The organism is Flavonifractor sp. An52 (assembly GCF_002159385.1).
Taxonomy (GTDB): Bacteria; Bacillota; Clostridia; order Oscillospirales; family Oscillospiraceae; genus Flavonifractor; species Flavonifractor avicola.
Map to the genome: position 1 here is coordinate 1 of NZ_NFIB01000026.1, position 17,194 is coordinate 17,194.

At 61.0% G+C, this 17,194-nt stretch carries 17 protein-coding genes; 8 read left to right on the forward strand and 9 right to left on the reverse strand.

Annotated elements, in window-relative coordinates:
- Positions 1–143: 143 nt before the first annotated feature.
- Positions 144–464, forward strand: coding sequence for a hypothetical protein (locus B5G06_RS10310; protein WP_087188988.1), 321 nt, complete (start codon positions 144–146; stop codon positions 462–464).
- A 45-nt stretch (positions 465–509) separates the two neighbouring features.
- Here B5G06_RS10310 and B5G06_RS10315 read toward each other — a convergent pair whose 3' ends face one another.
- The 3 genes from B5G06_RS10315 to B5G06_RS10325 are packed head-to-tail and all read right to left on the reverse strand — an operon-like array spanning position 510 to position 2,575.
- Complete coding sequence (locus tag B5G06_RS10315) at positions 510–929, reverse strand: PaaI family thioesterase (protein WP_087188989.1); 420 nt, start codon at positions 927–929, stop codon at positions 510–512.
- Complete coding sequence (locus tag B5G06_RS10320; protein ID WP_087188990.1) at positions 913–1,836, reverse strand: SufB/SufD family protein; 924 nt, start codon at positions 1,834–1,836, stop codon at positions 913–915. The genes B5G06_RS10315 and B5G06_RS10320 overlap by 17 nt, the downstream gene beginning before the upstream one ends.
- Before the next feature lies 1 nt (position 1,837).
- Positions 1,838–2,575 carry an ABC transporter ATP-binding protein gene (locus tag B5G06_RS10325; RefSeq protein ID WP_087188991.1) on the reverse strand — a complete coding sequence of 246 codons (738 nt, stop codon included), beginning with the start codon at positions 2,573–2,575 and terminating at the stop codon, positions 1,838–1,840.
- Positions 2,576–2,719: 144 nt separating this feature from the next.
- On the opposite strand from B5G06_RS10325, the gene B5G06_RS10330 reads away from it, so the two are divergent.
- Positions 2,720–3,313: a rubrerythrin gene (locus B5G06_RS10330; RefSeq protein ID WP_087188992.1), complete on the forward strand. Its 594-nt coding sequence runs from the start codon at positions 2,720–2,722 to the stop codon at positions 3,311–3,313.
- A gap of 3 nt (positions 3,314–3,316) precedes the next feature.
- Here the strand turns inward: B5G06_RS10330 and B5G06_RS10335 are convergent, their stop codons facing one another.
- Positions 3,317–4,144 (reverse strand): putative RNA methyltransferase, encoded by an 828-nt coding sequence (locus B5G06_RS10335; protein WP_087188993.1) that lies wholly within the window; start codon positions 4,142–4,144, stop codon positions 3,317–3,319.
- A gap of 93 nt (positions 4,145–4,237) precedes the next feature.
- Positions 4,238–4,684 carry a hypothetical protein gene (locus B5G06_RS10340; protein WP_087188994.1) on the reverse strand — a complete coding sequence of 149 codons (447 nt, stop codon included), beginning with the start codon at positions 4,682–4,684 and terminating at the stop codon, positions 4,238–4,240.
- A 173-nt stretch (positions 4,685–4,857) separates the two neighbouring features.
- Between B5G06_RS10340 and B5G06_RS10345 the strand changes: the two genes are divergently transcribed.
- Both B5G06_RS10345 and B5G06_RS10350 read left to right on the forward strand, forming a co-directional pair.
- Entirely contained in the window at positions 4,858–5,238 is a 381-nt protein-coding gene (locus tag B5G06_RS10345) for a helix-turn-helix domain-containing protein (protein ID WP_242955455.1), read from the forward strand.
- 164 nt (positions 5,239–5,402) lie between these two features.
- Positions 5,403–7,001: an ABC-F family ATP-binding cassette domain-containing protein gene (locus B5G06_RS10350; protein WP_087188995.1), complete on the forward strand. Its 1,599-nt coding sequence runs from the start codon at positions 5,403–5,405 to the stop codon at positions 6,999–7,001.
- Between the two features lie 38 nt (positions 7,002–7,039).
- Here B5G06_RS10350 and B5G06_RS10355 read toward each other — a convergent pair whose 3' ends face one another.
- Positions 7,040–8,377, reverse strand: coding sequence for an MATE family efflux transporter (locus B5G06_RS10355; RefSeq protein WP_087189025.1), 1,338 nt, complete (start codon positions 8,375–8,377; stop codon positions 7,040–7,042).
- Between the two features lie 178 nt (positions 8,378–8,555).
- Between B5G06_RS10355 and B5G06_RS10360 the strand changes: the two genes are divergently transcribed.
- The 3 genes from B5G06_RS10360 to B5G06_RS10370 all read left to right on the forward strand — a co-directional run bounded on the left by B5G06_RS10360 (position 8,556) and on the right by B5G06_RS10370 (position 11,935).
- Complete coding sequence (locus B5G06_RS10360) at positions 8,556–9,374, forward strand: hypothetical protein (protein WP_087188996.1); 819 nt, start codon at positions 8,556–8,558, stop codon at positions 9,372–9,374.
- Complete coding sequence (metG, locus tag B5G06_RS10365) at positions 9,367–11,409, forward strand: methionine--tRNA ligase (protein WP_087188997.1); 2,043 nt, start codon at positions 9,367–9,369, stop codon at positions 11,407–11,409. Before B5G06_RS10360 ends, metG begins: the two co-directional genes overlap by 8 nt.
- Before the next feature lie 169 nt (positions 11,410–11,578).
- On the forward strand, positions 11,579–11,935 hold the full coding sequence (locus B5G06_RS10370) for a hypothetical protein (RefSeq protein WP_087188998.1): 357 nt from the start codon (positions 11,579–11,581) through the stop codon (positions 11,933–11,935).
- Positions 11,936–11,998: 63 nt separating this feature from the next.
- On the opposite strand, the gene B5G06_RS10375 is transcribed toward B5G06_RS10370, so the two are convergent.
- A complete protein-coding gene (locus B5G06_RS10375; RefSeq protein ID WP_087188999.1) occupies positions 11,999–13,366 on the reverse strand; it encodes a citrate/2-methylcitrate synthase in 1,368 nt (455 codons plus the stop codon).
- A 139-nt stretch (positions 13,367–13,505) separates the two neighbouring features.
- On the opposite strand from B5G06_RS10375, the gene spoIID reads away from it, so the two are divergent.
- A complete protein-coding gene (gene spoIID / locus B5G06_RS10380) occupies positions 13,506–14,513 on the forward strand; it encodes a stage II sporulation protein D (RefSeq protein WP_087189000.1) in 1,008 nt (335 codons plus the stop codon).
- 21 nt (positions 14,514–14,534) lie between these two features.
- Here spoIID and B5G06_RS10385 read toward each other — a convergent pair whose 3' ends face one another.
- The gene (locus B5G06_RS10385) at positions 14,535–16,688 is read right to left on the reverse strand and encodes a M56 family metallopeptidase (protein WP_087189001.1); all 2,154 of its coding nucleotides are present in this window, start codon (positions 16,686–16,688) and stop codon (positions 14,535–14,537) included.
- Positions 16,685–17,059, reverse strand: a complete 375-nt coding sequence (locus B5G06_RS10390; RefSeq protein WP_087189002.1) for a BlaI/MecI/CopY family transcriptional regulator — start codon at positions 17,057–17,059, stop codon at positions 16,685–16,687. The genes B5G06_RS10385 and B5G06_RS10390 overlap by 4 nt, the downstream gene beginning before the upstream one ends.
- Positions 17,060–17,194 lie beyond the last annotated feature (135 nt).

A 17,194-nucleotide genomic window follows, 5' to 3' on the forward strand; every position in this document is an offset into this window, starting at 1 on the left:
TACTACCATTTGCTTGAATTCCGGTGTGTAGCGCTTGTTTGCTTTCCCTTTTGGCATAATAAAACACCCCACTTGTTATCCAGTATATCATACTGTCTAACAAATGGGGTGCAGTTCATAAACTGGTGGGAGGGGGGCTTTTTATGCAAAGTAAGGCGTTACAGGAACAGATCAAAACGGCGGACAAATCCCTGTTTTTTCTCAGTATCCTGCTGGGGTCCATCTGCCTGTCCTGGCTGGCCCTGGACAAACAGCGGCGGGGGCTGTGCTGCAACGGAAAAGCCCCCGATGTGACGGGGCTGCGGCAGATCAGCTCTGTATTGGTGGTACTGGCTCTGGGGTACTTCTTCTGCCTGGGTGTGAAGGGCAGGGGAGAGCAGGGAGGCCAGGTCAACTTCTGGGCCTCCCTGCTGGTGCTGCTGGCCGCCCTGCTGCGGCTGGGGGAGCTGCTGAAGGATGGGTAAAGAAAAGCGGTGGTGCTGCCTGTGGCAGCACCACCGATTGGCGCGTTAAAAGGGGGCGTCCTCAATACGGGTTTCCTTGGCGAAAAAGGTGTAGGTGCCGGTAGCCACTGTCTGGCCCTGGTCGTTGGTCAGAACGGCGTCGTAGACCAGAATGGTCTTGCCCAGCTTTTTGGGGGTGGCCAGGCAGTGGATCTGGCTGCCGGTACCGGGGGCCAGGTACTGCATGGAGCAGTCCAGGGTGACGCACACCCTGCCGCAGGTGAAGGCGGCGCAGCCCGCCACTGTGTCCGCCAGGGCCACCAGGGCACCGCCGTGGACGATGCCCATGGGGTTCAGGCTCTCGGGGCGGATCTCCAGGGTGCCATCCGCCTCCCGACCCTCGATGCGGGTGACGGTAATATGGTTGTAGGGAGCGAAGTGGCCCTCGCCGTTGACCACCCGCTGAATATCACTGAAGGAAGCCATCCAGAATCTTCTCCTCCGCTTCCTGCTCGGTCAGACCCAGGGTCATCAGCTTCAGGATCTGGTCTCCGGCGATGCGCCCGATAGCGGCCTCGTGGATGAGCTGAGCGTCCACATGGTTGGCCACAATGGCGGGGATGGAGGAGATCTTGGCGTTGCCCATGATGATGGAGTCGCACTGAACATGGCCGAAGCACTTGGTGTTGCCGGTCATTTTGGGGTAGAACACCTGGACCGAGTTGTCCTGAGCCACAGACCGGGAGATGACCCGTCCGGTGGCGTCCTCGCCGTCCAGAATGATTTCCATGTCGCTCTCGGCGGTCTGCTGACCGTGGGTGAGCAGCTTCTCGGTGATGATGGCCTCGGCGCCCTTGCCCACCACAATGCGGGTCTCCCGCTTGGTGGAGTCCACGCCCCGGATCTGGGTGGACTCCATGTTGATGGAGGCCCCCTCGTCCAGATAGACGATGGTCTGGGGGTTCATGATCCGCTGGCCGGTGCCCTCACCGTCGCCGTAATGGCGCTCCACATAGCGAACCTTGGAATTCTTGCCGATGTGGAAGGTGTGGATGCCGTCGTGCTGGCTGGTCTCGCAGCCGGTGTTGTGGATGCCGCAGCCAGCCACGATGTCCACGTCGCAGTCGTCGCCGATGAAGAAGTCGTTGTACACCATTTCACTCAGGCCGGTCTGGCTGATGATAACGGGGATGTGGACCGACTCGTGCTGGGTGCCGCTCTTGACGGTGATGTTGATGCCCGACTTGCCCGGCTCCTCCTTGGTGGTGATCTCAATATTGGCGGTGTTGTTCCGGGAATCCAGCTGTCCGTTGCGCCGGATGTTGTAGGCCCCCTGGGGGGTCTTCTCCAGGTCCGCGATCTCCTTGAGGAGCTTCCATTCCGCTTGATCCATCTTACTTCGCTCCTTCCGACAGATAACTGCAAGAGGTCCTGGTGTTGGCCAGGATCTGGGGGAAGATCTCATCCTTGGGGCCCTGCTTCTGCACCTTGCCGTCGGCGATCATGACGATCTCGTCGGCCAGGTCGATGATGCGCTCCTGGTGGGAGATGACGATGAGGGTGGCCTCCCGCTTCTGGTGGATGAGCTTGAAGGTCTCGGTGAGCTTGGCGAAGGACCACAGGTCGATGCCGGCCTCCGGTTCGTCAAAGATCATCAGCCCGGTCTTGCGGGCCAGGATGGTGGCGATCTCAATGCGCTTGACCTCGCCGCCGGACAGGGAGGCGTCCACCTCACGGTCGATATAGTCCCCGGCGCACAGGCCCACCTTGGTCAGGTACTGGCAGCCCTCTTCCCGGGTCAGCTTCTCGCTGCCGGCGGCCAGGGCCAGCAGGTCCTTCACCTTCAGACCCTTGAAGCGGGGGGGCTGCTGAAAGCCGTAGCTGATGCCCAGACGGGCACGGCCGGTGATGTCCAGATCGGTGATATCGGTGTCGTTCCAGCGGATGGAGCCGCCGGTGGGCTTGACCAGGCCCATGATGGCCTTGGCAAGGGTGGTCTTGCCGCCGCCGTTGGGGCCGGTGATGACCACAAACTGGTGGTCCTTGACAGAGAGGGAGACGTCGTTGAGGATGCCCAGCTCCTGGCCTTCCTCTCCCTCCACCTGATAGCTGAGATGGCTGATCTCCAGCATAATCGGTCTCTCCTTTGTAAATGGTTCATTCCATGAGCAATTATTTTATCACGAAAGGCAGGAAAATACAACCCTGAGCGGGGCAAATCTTGCCAGGACGGCATAGGATGGTGGGAATCTACACAGAATGGGGAGGCAATGCGTATGGAACAGGAGTTGCTGCCCGGCTGCGACCGGGAGGTTTTCGAGCGGGTGTGGAAGCGGGTCATGCCCAACGAGCGGGGGGACTGCCCCTTTGAGGTGGTGGAGGCGGCGGCCCAGCGGCCTCTGCCGGCGGTGGTGGTACACGACACGCCGGCGGCGGAAGAGGAGGAGACGGTCACCTGCCTTGGACCCGCCTCGGCAGTCCACGGACCTCAGCTGCAACAGTACATAGACCAGGAACTGGCCACCCACCGGTGCTGCCAGGCGCTGGCCCGGCGGGTGCCGGGGGCCGGGGGCAGGATGCTCTCCAACCTGGCCGCCGAAAAGCGGCGGCGGGCCAAGCGGCTGAGCACCGCCTATTTCCTCATCTCCGGGGTGCGCTACTGGCCTGCTGACCGGGGGAGCGCTCCCGCTCTCCAGCCGGTGCAGGCCGCCCTGCGGGAGCAGTTTCAGGCCCAGCAGCGGGGGGCGGCCTGCTACCGGGCAGCCGCCGCCGGTACTGCCGACCCCTGCCTGGAGGCTCTCTTCCATGAGTCAGCTGACGAGGCGGAGGCCCATGCCTGGATCATCCGCAGCGTGCTGGAGCAGATGTAACGCTCAGTCCCGGCGGAATACATGGATGCGGAAGGCGGCCTGTACCTTCAGTCCGTCCAGGGCCGCCAGCCGGGCGGCTCCCTCCTTGGGGGTCTTCCAGTAGTAGGGGGTCATCTGGAACAGGTTGGGCAGGTCCTCGCCTGCCACCTCCATGGTGGTATCCACCGGAACCACGCTGACATAGGAGAAGCCCTCGTAGGGGATGTCCTGCTCCTGGTTGGGGTAGGGCTTGTCATAGAGCACCTGCTTGAGCTCCCACAGGTGGTTGGCGGCGGGGACCACATAGAGGAACAGACCTCCGGGGCGGAGCACCCGCCGGAACTCCTCCAGCGCCAGGGGGGAGAAGCAGTTGAGGAGCAGATCCACGCTCTGGTCGGCCACCGGCAGGTGGTAGGCCGAGGCCACGGCAAATTCCCCCTGGGGCACACGCTTGGCCGCCAGACGCACCGAGGGCTTGGACAGGTCGATACCCGCCAGGGCAACCTGCCTGCCCGCCCCGGTGAGGGCGGCGTGGATGCCGGCGGTGTAGTAGCCCTCCCCGCAGCCCGAGTCCAGCACCGATACCTGCCCGCCGGTGTGCTCCAGTGCCAGGGCGCACAGGGCGTCCCGGAGGGAGGCGTAGTAGTCCCTGGACAGGAACTGGTTGCGGGCGGTGACCATGCCCTTGTCGTCCCCGGGGGACTTGGAGTGCTTCTGGTTGGCGGGGAGCAGGTGGACATAGCCCTCTTTGGCGATGTCAAAGCAGTGGCCGTTGAGGCAGGTATAGGAGCGCGCCTCCCGGTTCAGGGGAGCGGCGCAGTGGGGACAGCGAAACAGGCTCAAAGGGGCCATCTCCTTCCAAAATGTCTGAGGGTATCATATCAGCTTGGAGGACATAACACAAGGGCCGCGCCAATGGCGCAGCCCTTGTGTTATACAGGCGTATTATTTGATTTTTTCAAAAATAATATAGCTGTTGCTGTCGCCTAAAAATTTAATGGTGTCTCCGTCGACTGTTCCGGTCCAAGGGCTACCGGGGAAGGAGATGGTGATTTTATTCCCTTTCATTTGCCACGTGCCGGAAGCGCTCTCATCGCTTGATGAGGCCATGCTCTTTAATGTGGCAAGGTCTTGTGCAGATAAAAATTCCTCAGCCTCTGGGTTTATTATCGTGGTAAATGTGGCCGTTGCGCTACCTCCGGATTTGATCTCTAGTATGCCAGAGGTTCTAGTAAGGCCGGATGAATCCCACTCCATCATATTGCGTTCCTCGTTGGAATCACCTACTTTTGTGGCCTCATAGGTGCCCACAGGATCGCCTCCTCCTGAGCAGGCGGTCAGTGCGGCCATCATAGCAACGGCCAGAGCTAGTGACAGAATTGTTTTTCTCATAAAAATCTTCCTCTCTTGTCTTTTTGGTTAATAAAGCGGCTAGGGTGTAGGTTAAAACGAGATGTCCACTATTAGTATAACATGAGTATGCGCATATGTCTACTAATAGGGCAATATAAGTACACCAAAACAGGACGATTTTTTTATACACTGTGCCAAAGAGGTGATTTGCTGTGAATGCCGTCGGCGAAAGGATCAAGGAACTGCGAAAGGCCAGAAGGATGACGCAGAATGAGTTTGCAGAACGGATCAATGTGACAAAATCAACGGTTTCGGCATATGAAAATGGGAGCAGGCTGCCTTCTTACGACGTGCTGATCAGAATCGCCCGATTATTTAAAGTAAGTACGGATCATCTGCTTGGATACAGCGAAAAAACGGAAATCGATGTAACGGGTCTGACCAGAAAACAGATCAATGTGATCCAGGATATGATTGCAACTTATCAACGCCATAACCGTTTTTATCAAGCTATACAGGAGGATAACTGCATCAAGGACAGGCTGATTGCCGCAGGATTGCTCCATGAAGATGATGGAGAGTGGATGAAATAGACATGAAACGAGCCGCGCCAATGGCGCGGCTCGTTTCATCCCCACAAGCATTTTTAGGAGAGGTTCTGCCTTTTGTGGTTTGTTTTTTTCTTTTTCTATGGTATACTGTACACTTGCGAAGATTTTCCCGGCCTGACGCCGGGCTGAACAAAAAGGAGTACGACATGATCACTGTTTCCGACCTGACCCTGGCATACAGCGGCCAGCCCCTGTTTTCCCATGTGGACCTGCAGTTCACCAAGGGCAACTGCTACGGCATCATCGGCGCCAACGGCGCCGGCAAGTCCACCTTCCTGAAGATCCTCTCCGGCGATCTGGAGCCCACCTCCGGCGAGGTGTCCATCCTGCCCAAGACCCGTATGTCCGTTCTGAAGCAGGACCAGAACGCCTACAATGCCTACACCGTCATGGATACCGTCATCATGGGCAACAAGCGCCTGTACGACATCGGCAAGGAGAAGGACGCCCTCTACGAGAAGGAAGAGATGACCGAGGAGGACGGCATCCGGGCCTGCGAGCTGGAGGAGGAGTTTGCCGAGCTGGGCGGCTGGGAGGCCGAGAGCGACGCCTCCCGCATCCTTCAGGGTCTGGGTGTGGGCACCGAGTTCCACCAGACCTCCATGGAGACCCTGGACGCCCGCCTGAAGGTGAAGGTGCTGCTGGCGCAGGCCCTGTTCGGCAACCCCGACATCCTGCTGCTGGACGAGCCCACCAACAACCTGGACATCAACGCCGTCAACTGGCTGGAGGACTTCCTGCTGGACTTTGAGGGCACCGTTATCGTGGTCAGCCACGACCGCCACTTCCTCAACACCATCTGTACCCACATCGTGGACATCGACTACAACAAGATCAAGCTCTATGTGGGCAACTATGATTTCTGGTACGACGCTTCTCAGCTGATGCAGAACCTGATGAAGAACCAGAACAAGAAGAACGAGGAGAAGGCCCAGGAGTTGAAGGAATTTATCTCCCGATTCTCCGCCAACAAGTCCAAGTCCAAGCAGGCCACCGCCCGCCGGAAGCTGCTGGAAAAGATCACCCTGGAGGAGATCCCCGCCTCCTCCCGCCGCTACCCCTGGGTGGCCTTCTCCCCCGACCGGGAGGTGGGCAAGGACATCCTCTTCGTCACCGACGTGTCCAAGACCATCGACGGGGTGAAGGTGCTGGACAAGGTGTCCTTCATCGTGGGCCACGGCGACAAGATCGCCTTCGTGGGCGACAACGAGAACGCCCAGACCGCTCTCTTCAAGATCCTCACCGGCGAGATGGAGCCCGACGAGGGCACCGTGAAGTGGGGCCAGACTGCTACCTTCTCCTACTTCCCCAAGGACAACACCGAGTTCTTCAAGGACTGCGACGACAACCTGGTGGAGTGGCTGCGTCAGTGGTCCTCCGATCCGCACGAGGCCTACCTCCGGGGCTTCCTGGGCCGGATGCTCTTCTCCGGCGACGAGGTGTATAAGCCCGTCAAGGTCCTCTCCGGCGGTGAAAAGGTGCGCTGTATGCTCTCCCGCATGATGCTGTCCGGCGCCAACGTGCTGCTGCTGGACCAGCCCACCAACCACCTGGATCTGGAGTCCATCGCCGCTCTGAACAACGGCCTGGAGGCCGTCAAGTGCAACGTGCTGGTGGCCTCCCACGACCATCAGCTCATCCAGACCGTGTGTAACCGGGTGTTCGACTTTACCGCCGACGGTCAGCTCATCGACCGCAAGATGACCTACGACGAGTACCTGGAGAGCCAGAAGGCGGACGCATAACAAGCAAAACAGCGGGACGGCTTGCCGTCCCGCTGTTTTTATGGATTTCCGCCCCCTATAGGGCGGCGGAGATAGAAGAGCAGCCCCGCCAGATCGGCCAGTCCCCACCCGATGGGTACCGCCCACCAGATGCCCTTCAGGCCGATGGCCGGAATGGGAGCCAGAAGGTAGGCCAGAGCCACCCGGGTACCCAGGGAGACCACCGTCAACACCACCGATACCCCGGGCTGCCCCAGCCCCCGGAAGAGGCCGTAGAGCAGGAAGAGGATGCCGATGCCGCAGTAGCACAGCCCCTCGATACGCAGATATTCCACCCCGATGGCGATGATCTCGGTCTCTCCCGGCTCCACGAAGAGGGCCATCAGGGGGGCGGCGAAGAGACACACCAGCAGGGAGCTGACCACGCAGAAGAGGATGGACACCCAGACGGCGGAGCGGATACCCCGGCGGATGCGCTCCGGCTGGGAGGCTCCGGTGTTCTGGGCCACGAAGGTGGAGAAGGCGTTGCCGAAGTCCTGGACGGGCAGATAGGCGAAGGCGTCGATTTTGACGGCGGCGGCAAAGGCGGCCATCACGTTGACCCCGAAGGAGTTGACCAGCCCCTGCACCATCAGGATGCCGAAGTTCATCACCGACTGCTGCACGCAGGTGAGCAGGGAGTAGCGGATGATGCGGCCCAGCTCTCCCCGCCGGAAGGTGCAGTGCTCCCGCCCCAGGCGGAGGAGCGCCACCCGCCTCCAGCAGTAGAGCGCAATCCCGGCGGCGGACACCCCCTGAGCCAGCACCGTGGCCCCGGCGGCTCCCGCCACCCCCCAGCCCAGACCCAGCACGAACCACAGGTCCAGAGCAATGTTGAGCAGGGTGGACAGGGCCAGAAAGACCAAGGGGGCGGTGGAGTTACCCACCGACCGCAGCAGGCAGGCGAAGTAATTGTATAAGAAGGTGAAGCAGATCCCCAGCAGCACCACCCGCAGATAGGCGTGGGTGTCGTCCCAGGCCTCCGCCGGGATACGCAGCAGAGTCATCACCGGCTCCAGCAGCAGAAGCACCCCCACATTGAGGATCACCGCCACGGCGCCGATGAAGAGGAAGGAGAGGAAGAGGCAGCGCTTCAGCTCCTCCTCCCGCCGGGCCCCGTGGAGCATGGACCACAGAGCCCCGCTGCCCATACACAGCCCCAGCAGCACCGAGGTGAGGAAGGTCATCAGAGTAAAGGAGAAACCCACCGAGGCCAGGGCGGAGGGCCCAAGGGCCCGGCCCACGATGAGGGTATCGGCAATGTTGTAGCACTGCTGCAGCAGGTTGCCCGCGATCATGGGCGCGGCAAAGCAAAGCATGGGCCGGGTGATGCCGCCCCGGGTCAGATCAATCTGCATGGTCATTCCACATCCCTTTCCAGGGCATGATAGCAGGCCCGGGGAAAAAATACAAGAGTGGCCTTGCCTTTTGAGCCAGGAAACGATAAGATAAGATGTGCAAAAAAACCGTGCGTTTTTAACCATTTCGTGCTATACTACATATTCGAACTTACTTCATCCGGAAAGGATGCTGACCATGCGAAAAGAGATCCTTTTGCCCGCCATTGCGGTGGTGGGCGGCGGGGCCGGCTTCGCCCTGCGGCGCTGGGAACTGGCCACCGCTTTTGAGGCGGACACCGGCCTTCCCATCTCCGGCGCTCCCGCCACCATGGCCCTCATCGCCCTGTCGGTGGTGGTGGCTGCCGTGCTGCTGATCCTCAGCTTTATGGGGAAGTATCCCCGATTCAGCGGCTATGACCAGGCTTTTTCTGCCAAGGACAACACCCTGTATGCCATGGCGGGGATACTCTCCGGCTTCCTGCTCATCGGGGCGGGCGGTCTGATGGCCTATGACTTTGCCACCGGGGCCAATCCCATCTACACCCGCCTCATCGTGGCGGTGCTGGCGGTGGCCTCCGGCCTGTGCGTCATGTACACGGTGCGGGACAATTTTAAAGGGGAGAACAAGGGCAAGTACAGCGTGCCCCTGCTCATCCCGGCCTTTGCCTTCTGCGTGTGGCTCATCGCCGCCTACCAGGTGCGGGCGGGGGACCCGGTGCAGCTGGACTATGTGTACGAGCTCTTCGCCATCATCGCCGGCCTGCTGGGGCTCTACTTCATCGCCGGTTTCTCCTTTGACAAGGGTAAGTGCGTCCCCGCGGTGTTCTTCTGCCTGATGGGTGTGTATTTCTCCCTGGTCACCCTGGCCGATGAGCACGACTGGGCCACCCTGGTGCTCTATGGCTTTACCATTCTCTATCTGCTGACTTCCAGCGCTTTGCTGCTGTACAATGCCGCCCGGCCTCTGCCAGAGGAGCCGGTCGAGAACGATACGGAGGGATCCTCTGATGTCTGAGAAAAAGAAATTTTATATCACCACCCCCATTTACTACCCCTCGGACAAGCTCCACATCGGCCATGCCTACTGCACTGTGGCCACCGATGCTATGGCCCGGTATAAGCGGCTGTGCGGCTATGATGTGATGTTCCTCACCGGCACCGACGAGCACGGCCAGAAGATCGAGGACAAGGCCAAGGCCGCCGGCGTCTCCCCCAAGGAGTATGTGGACAACATCGTGGAGGGCCCCCAGGGCGTCAAGGACCTGTGGAAGCTGATGAACATCTCCAACGACCGGTTCATCCGCACCACCGACGACTACCATGTGGCCGCCATCCAGAAGATCTTTAAGAAGATGTATGAGAAGGGCGACATCTATAAGGGCAAGTATGTGGGCAAGTACTGCAAGCCCTGCGAGTCCTTCTGGACCGAGAGCCAGCTGGTGGACGGCAAGTGCCCCGACTGCGGCCGTGAGGTCCAGGACGCCGAGGAAGAGGCCTACTTCTTCCGGCTGAGCAAGTACGCCGACCGCATCCAGGACCTGCTGGAGAACACCGACTTCCTGGAGCCCCGCAGCCGGGTCAACGAGATGGTGAACAACTTCATCAAGCCCGGCCTGGAGGACCTGTGCGTCTCCCGTACCTCCTTCCAGTGGGGCATTCCCGTGGACTTCGACCCTGGCCATGTGGTGTATGTGTGGATCGACGCCCTCTTCAACTACACCACCGCCCTGGGCTTCATGAACGACAAGTACGACGACTTTGAGAAGTACTGGCCTGCCGACGTCCACTTCATCGGCAAGGAGATCGTCCGCTTCCACTCCATCATCTGGCCCGCCATGCTCATGAGCATGGAGATGCCCCTGCCCAAGAAGGTGTTCGGCCACGGCTGGCTGCTGCTGGACGGCGGCAAGATGAGCAAGTCCAAGGGCAACGTGGTGGACCCCTATCTGCTGGCCCAGCGCTACGGCGTGGATTCCCTGCGCTACTTCCTGCTGCGGGAGTTCCCCTTCGGCACCGACGGCAACTTCTCCAACGAGACCCTCATCGGCCGCATCAACACCGACCTGGCCAACGACCTGGGTAATCTGGTGAGCCGTACCACCGCCATGGTGGGCAAGTACTTCGGCGCGCACCTGCCTGCCGGCTGCGGTGCCACCGGAGACGAGGCGGATCTGGCCAATCTGGTGGCTCAGTCCATGGGCAATGTGGGCCTGTCCATGCAGTTCCCTGAGGACGATCCCCAGAAGTTCGACGTGGAGCTCATCGCCATGGCCGCCCAGCTGCGCAACACCTATGAGGACAAGATGGAGCAGTATGCCTTCCAGGATGCCCTGATGGAGGTATTCAAGCTCATCGGCCGGGCCAACAAGTATATCGACGAGAACAAGCCCTGGGCTCTGGCCAAGGACGAGACCCAGCAGGACCGTCTGGCCCATGTGCTGTACAACCTGCTGGAATGCGTGCGCATTTCCGCCGTGCTTCTCACCCCCTTCATGCCCGAGACCTGCGAGAAGATCTTTGCCCAGATCGGCGCCGACGAGAGCCAGCGCACCTGGGAGTCCGCCGGTGTGTGGGGCGCGCTGTCCGACCAGGCTCCCGTGAGCAAGGGTGAGAACCTCTTCCCCCGCATCGATGCCGCCAAGGAGCTGGAGGAGCTGGCCGCTCTGGAGGAGGCCGCCAAGGCAGAAGCCGCTGCCAAGGCCGAGCCCGAGTATATTACCATCGACGACTTCGCCAAGGTGAAGTTTGTCACCGCCAAGGTGCTCTCCTGCGAGGCGGTGAAGAAGAGCAAGAAGCTGCTCCGCTTCACCCTGGACTGCGGCGAGGGACAGCCCCGTCAGATTCTCTCCGGCATCCATGAGTATTACGAGCCCGAGGATCTGATCGGCAAGACCGTGGTGGCCTGCGTCAACCTGGCCCCCCGGAAGATGATGGGCCTGGAGTCCAACGGTATGCTCATCTCCGCCGTGAAGGAGGGAGCCGAGGGCCACGAGGAGCTCCACCTGCTCATGCTGGACGACAAGGTGCCCGCCGGCTGCACCCTGGGTTAATTGAAAGAAAAACAAAGGAGACGCTGCACAAGCAGCGTCTCCTTTTTTATAAATACTATGCAGCCAGCTCATTGTGCCGGTGGGAAGAATTCTTTATACTTTAAGAAAAGGTTCAGGTTTTACAGGTCTGTTCAAGCCTGTGCCATTTCGAGAGGAAAGAAGGATCGCTATGAAAAAGGTTGTTTCCCTTGCGCTGGCCCTGGTCATGATGCTGGGCCTGTGTGCCTGCGGCGGCGGTTCCGCCGCGCCGGAAGAGGAGGACCACTCCGACGCCATCCGTCTGGCGGTACAGTCCGAGGCGGCTGTGGAGTGTATGTTCAGCTATGCCAACGTGAAGAACGTTATGGCCTCTGTGACCAACACCGACGATAACGGGGACGGCACCTATGAGGTCAACGGCTACATTACCGTGATCGACGACTACGGTGACCGCTACAAGGCCAAGTTTGACGCCACCGTCTCTGTGGACGAGGACGGCGACGCCGACTGCGACAGCTTCAGCATGGAGACCCCCACCCGGGAGTGATACTTCCAATCCCTTCAAAACAAAGACGTGCTGCTATGCAGCACGTCTTTGTTTTTTGTTCTGTTATCGCTGGTCCAGGGGCACGAAGGGCCGCATGGGAGCCACCGCCTTGTAGGCGGGACGGATGATGCGGTTGCCCGGCTGGTAGACCTCCTCGATGCGGTGGGCGCACCAGCCCACGATACGGGCCACGGCGAACAGGGGGGTGTACAGCTCCTGAGGAATGCCCATCATCTTGTACACCATGCCGGAGAACAGGTCCACATTGGCGCACACCACCTTGTCCTCCCTCTTGACCGAGAGGAGCACCTCGGGGGTGAGCCGCTCCACCGTCTCGTACAGCTCGAACTCGTCCAGCATCCCCTTGGTCTCAGCCAGCTTCTTGGCGAACTTCTTGAGGATGACGGCACGGGGGTCGGAGATGGTGTAGATGGCGTGGCCCATGCCGTAGATCAGGCCCGACTTGTCGCCCGCCTCCTTCCGCAGCAGCTTGCCCAGGAAGGCGCGCACCTCGTCCTCGTCCTTCCAGTCCTTTACCGCGTCCTCGATGTAGCCGAACATCTCCATGACCTTCTTGTTGGCGCCGCCGTGGCGGGGACCCTTCAGGGAGCCTACAGCAGCGGCGATGGAGGAGTAGAAGTCGGTGCCGGAGGAGGAGAGCACCCGGCAGGCGAAGGCGGAGTTGTTGCCGCCGCCGTGCTCGGCGTGGAGTACCAGGCACAGGTCCAGCAGCCGGGCCTCCTGCTCGGTGAACTGGTTGTCGTGGCGGACGGAGTAGAGAAAGTTCTCCGCCACGCTGAGTCCGGCCTGAGGCCGGTGGAGGTAGAGGGACTCGTCGTCATAGTAGTGGCGCTTCACGGCAAAGGCGTGGGCCACAATGACGGGCACCCGGGCGATGAGCTGGATGGCCTGCCGCAGCTGATTGGACAGGGACATATCGTCGGGGTTGTCGTCATAGGAGTACAGGGCCAGCACCGAGCGGGCCAGCTTGTTCATCACGTCGGGACTGGGGGCCTTGATGATCATGTCCTCGGTGAACATATGGGGCAGGGTGTGGTTGTCGGTGAGCATCTGCTGGAAAGCGGTCAGCTGCTCCCTGGTAGGCAGAGCGCCGAAGAGCAGCAGATAGGCGGTCTCCTCAAAGCCGAACCGGTTCTCCCGCACGAAGCCGTCCACCAGCTCCTCCACATCGATGCCCCGGTAGATCAGCTTGCCGGGGGCGGGAAAGCGCTCGCCGTCCTGGAGGTAGTAGCCCAGCACGTTGCCGATCTGGGTGACGCCCGCCATGACGCCGGTGCCGTCGGCGTTGCGCAGGCCCCGCTTGACCCGATAGCGCTCGTAATATGCCGGGTCGATCTGGTTATGTTTGCGATATTCCTGACATAGACTCTCTATGAAGTCCATGGATGTTCCCTTCTCGGCGTTTTGCATTTCCAGCCTCTCCTTTGCCCAAATTCTTTTACACGGTATTGTACAACCATTTTGCGGCACAGTCAATATGGAAAGTAAACGAAGTAAAAATTGAAATGGAATGAATGATGACTTGCAAAAAGAGAGGACGGTGTTTCCAATGAGACAGGTGGCGGCGGTTGCCCTGGCCCTGCTGCTGGCCCTTTTCCTGCTGCCGCTGCTGCTGGTGCCCCAGGGAGAGGGGGCTCTGCCGGTGGAAAGCGGCAGTCTGCCCATTGACCGCACGGTGGTTACACCGGAGCCGGCCCTGGACAGCGCCCAGCAGGTGAGGGTGAAGTTGGCGGACGGAACGGTGGCGACCATGGCCATGGACGATTATCTCTGGTGTGTGGTGGCGGCGGAGATGCCCGCCGCCTTTGAGCCGGAGGCCCTGAAAGCCCAGGCGGTGGCGGCCCGTACCTATACCTATGCCAAGATGGAGCGGACCACCGGCACCCACCCGGAGGCCGACGTGTGTACCGACATTACCTGCTGCCAGGCCTACCGCACCCGGGAGGATGCCGCCGCCAGCTGGGGAACCAACGCCCAGATGTACACCGACAAGATTGCCGCCGCTGTGGCGGACACCGACGGGGTGGCGGTACTCTATGAGGGCAGCCCCATCCAGGCCGTCTTTTTCTCCTCCGCCGACGGGCGGACGGTGGACGCGGTGGAGGTGTGGGGCAATTCCGTGCCCTATCTCACCGGAGTGGACAGCCCCGAGGGGGAGGAGGTGCCCAACTACCACTCCACCGTCACCCTGACGGCGGAGGAGTTCAAGACCGCCATTCTGGCCAAGTACCCCGGGGCGGACCTGTCGGGGGCCCCCTCCGGCTGGTTTTCCCATACCGTGTCCAACTCCGCCGGGGGCGTGAGCAGCGTGGACGTGGGGGGTGTCACCGTCAGCGGACAGGAGCTGCGTACCCTCTTCTCCCTGCGCTCCACCAGCTTCACCGTCTCCGCCGGGGCGGACGGGGTGACCTTTTCCGTCACCGGCTACGGCCACGGGGTGGGCATGAGCCAGTACGGGGCCAACGCCCTGGCCCAGGAGGGCAAAAGCTATGAGGAAATTTTAAAGTGGTACTACACCGGCGTGGAGGTGGAACAGTATACGCCTGGACAACCCTGAAAGGGTTGTCCAGGCGTATTTCTATGCCGTCAGTTGTTGGATGTTGGTCTCGTTCAGCTCATACCATACCGCGTCCGCTTTTTGGTCCTGGGCCGAACAGGCGGTCTCATACTCGGTCTGGGAGACGGGCCGGCCATCCACTTCAAAGGCTTTGGGCTCCCAAGCCTCCATCTCACAGCGGATGTGCTTTTCCAGGGTAAGGCCGTCTTCCCCGAAGCGGGCGGAAGCAATGCCGTCCTCCGTGCCGGCGGTATAAGAGTAAGTAAACGTACCGTCGGTTTTCAGATACCAGAAGGTGCGCCAGTGGCTGGGATAGCCCATGATCTCGTCCCCCTCCTGGCGTAAGACCACGTAGCCGCCCATGTCATTGGCCACGTCGGTGACCCGCAGGACTACCTCCCGGCTTCCGTCACCGTCCAGGTCCAGGACAGCAAACTCCGTTACAGCGGCATAGGAGCTGTAGGGGCTGAAGGCCAGGGGGATGTCGGGGAGGAAGGTGGGAATTTTCTGGCCGGAGCCGTCCACATAGAGGAAAGGAGCCTTTCCCAGCAGGACGTCCTGATAGGGGCTCTTCCCTCCGTCTGAGAAGCGAATGTAGGGGAGGGAGACGCCGGAGTCCATCCAGCTATCCCCGATGGTCCAGGCTTCCTCGCCGTCCTCCGGCTCGGACACGTGGTCCAACAGCGCCAAATAGCCCTCCGCCGACGGATCGAACCGGTACTGGTTCCATGCTGTCCGCCCTGCGCCGCTGGAGCCGTTGTGGCAGAGGATGTTGTCCTCGCGCACCACATAGAGACTCCGCTCCCAGCCCTCCACCGCCAGCACGGGCTGGCCGTCCACCAGGGTGTAGATGGCAAAGACATAGCCCTCATCCATGCTCCAGAATTCGCTGCCCACAAAGCCCATCAATAGCTCCTCTACCCCGTCGCCGTTTAGATCACGGAGTGTGTAGCCGATGGTACCAGCCGGGTCCCAGGAGGGGCAAATGAGGACGAGCAGCAGGTCCGGAAAGTCGATCGGCGGTCGTTTGCGAAGCAGGGCCTCCGCATACCGGGACAGAAGCGGACCATAGGCACTGAGCTCCCCGCCGGTGGGAGTGCCGGCGGAGACGGAGGACGCTCCGCCCCGCTGGACGGTGTTCTCTGCTGTGGCCGCAGCCGGGGGGTGAGTATCCACCATCCCGCAGGCGCAGCAGGTGACCACCAGCCCCAGAACCAAGGTCAGGCAGACTGCCCCTTTGCCCGGCTTGCGATAGCCCTTGATCCCCAGAAGCCGGGTTTTCAGCCGCTTCCCCTCCTGACAGAGGGGGGCGGCCATCCAGGGGGAGGGCCTTCCGGGCCGGGCGGCCAGCATCAGCAGCATATCCCCGTAGGCCATCCGCTGCTCCGGCTCCAGGGCGCGGAGTACCGCCTCGTCGCAGGACAGCTCGCAGTCCAGTGCGATGCGCCGCCCCATCCAGTGGACCAGGGGATTGAACCAGTGGAGGCTGGTAACCAGCACCACCAGCCACTTGTAGCAGATGTCCCACCGCCGGGCGTGGGTGAGCTCATGGCGGAGGGCGGCGGCCAGGGCCTGAGGAGGAAGGGACGGCCCACCCTGGGGCAGGACAATCACCGGCCGAAAGACCCCCAGCAGCATGGGGGCGTCCACCTGGCCGCTCTGGGCCAGCCGCACCCGGCGGCGGAGGCCCAGCCCCTCAAAGAGGGCCAGGGCCTCCGCGGTTGGCGGGGCGAGAGAGATACGGACCCGGCGGGAAAAGCGGGCATAAGCGGCAATGTGCCAGAGGAAGAAACCTGCCCCAACCGCCAGCCACAGGAAAACCAGCACGCCGGGGAGGGAAATTGCCGGGGCGGAGGGCTGGGTCGTCTCCGGTTGATCCACCGTGACCGACTCCGACGGCGGAGTAATGGGGGCAGTCTGCGTATTTGTTTGGTCCTGCCGTTCGGGAAGAATGGTTTCCTGCCGGACCATCTCCTGGGTAGGCTGAGGGGGCTGGGGCAGAGTGATGCCGTAGCCGAAGGGGATTAGAAAGCGGAGGAGCACCGCCAGCCAGAGATAATAGGAGACGGCTCTGGGCACCCTGTTTCTCGTCACGGGGCGCAGGAGCAGTACAAGCACGCACAGCAGGGAACCGGACAGGGTGAGGGAGAGCAGGGTAAGCAGTACCTCTTTCATGTGGATTCCTCCTGATGGAACAGGGCGGACAGCTCGGCGATCTCTGCTTGGCTCAGCTGGCCGTCGGACAGCAGGGAGGCCACCAGCTTTTTGGCGCTGCCGTTGAACACCTGGTCCACCAGGTGGCGGGCGGACCAGCGGCCATATTGGGCCTGGGTGATGACCGCCCGGTACATTCCCCGGCGCTCCAGCTGAACAGCCCCCTTTTCGCACAGACGGCGCAGCAGGGTCTTGACGGTGGAGTCCTCCCAGCCGCACCGGGCGGACAGAATGCGGCGCAGCTCTGACAGCGGCGCCGGCTGGGGCAGGCTCCACAGGGCCTTCATAACCTCCAGCTCGGCATCCTGGATCTTTTCAGCACCAATACACATAGCGGCCTCCTTAAAGGTTTACTGTTGTAGCCTAAATAAAGATTACAATAGTAAACTTTATTTGTCAAGGGGTTTCCGCAGCGCGGGGAAAAATTTGATGGGCTGCCTAAAAATTTTTCAGCCTGGATGGGTCAA

Excerpts from the sequence above, each read along its gene's own strand:
- B5G06_RS10310 (WP_087188988.1), top strand. The coding sequence starts at position 144 with ATGCAAAGTAAGGCGTTACAGGAACAGATCAAAACGGCGGACAAATCC.
- B5G06_RS10315 (WP_087188989.1), bottom strand. The coding sequence starts at position 929 with ATGGCTTCCTTCAGTGATATTCAGCGGGTGGTCAACGGCGAGGGCCAC.
- B5G06_RS10320 (WP_087188990.1), bottom strand. The coding sequence starts at position 1,836 with ATGGATCAAGCGGAATGGAAGCTCCTCAAGGAGATCGCGGACCTGGAG.
- B5G06_RS10325 (WP_087188991.1), bottom strand. The coding sequence starts at position 2,575 with ATGCTGGAGATCAGCCATCTCAGCTATCAGGTGGAGGGAGAGGAAGGC.
- B5G06_RS10330 (WP_087188992.1), top strand. The coding sequence starts at position 2,720 with ATGGAACAGGAGTTGCTGCCCGGCTGCGACCGGGAGGTTTTCGAGCGG.
- B5G06_RS10335 (WP_087188993.1), bottom strand. The coding sequence starts at position 4,144 with ATGGCCCCTTTGAGCCTGTTTCGCTGTCCCCACTGCGCCGCTCCCCTG.
- B5G06_RS10340 (WP_087188994.1), bottom strand. The coding sequence starts at position 4,684 with ATGAGAAAAACAATTCTGTCACTAGCTCTGGCCGTTGCTATGATGGCC.
- B5G06_RS10350 (WP_087188995.1), top strand. The coding sequence starts at position 5,403 with ATGATCACTGTTTCCGACCTGACCCTGGCATACAGCGGCCAGCCCCTG.
- B5G06_RS10355 (WP_087189025.1), bottom strand. The coding sequence starts at position 8,377 with ATGCAGATTGATCTGACCCGGGGCGGCATCACCCGGCCCATGCTTTGC.
- B5G06_RS10360 (WP_087188996.1), top strand. The coding sequence starts at position 8,556 with ATGCGAAAAGAGATCCTTTTGCCCGCCATTGCGGTGGTGGGCGGCGGG.
- metG (WP_087188997.1), top strand. The coding sequence starts at position 9,367 with ATGTCTGAGAAAAAGAAATTTTATATCACCACCCCCATTTACTACCCC.
- B5G06_RS10370 (WP_087188998.1), top strand. The coding sequence starts at position 11,579 with ATGAAAAAGGTTGTTTCCCTTGCGCTGGCCCTGGTCATGATGCTGGGC.
- B5G06_RS10375 (WP_087188999.1), bottom strand. The coding sequence starts at position 13,366 with ATGCAAAACGCCGAGAAGGGAACATCCATGGACTTCATAGAGAGTCTA.
- spoIID (WP_087189000.1), top strand. The coding sequence starts at position 13,506 with ATGAGACAGGTGGCGGCGGTTGCCCTGGCCCTGCTGCTGGCCCTTTTC.
- B5G06_RS10385 (WP_087189001.1), bottom strand. The coding sequence starts at position 16,688 with ATGAAAGAGGTACTGCTTACCCTGCTCTCCCTCACCCTGTCCGGTTCC.
- B5G06_RS10390 (WP_087189002.1), bottom strand. The coding sequence starts at position 17,059 with ATGTGTATTGGTGCTGAAAAGATCCAGGATGCCGAGCTGGAGGTTATG.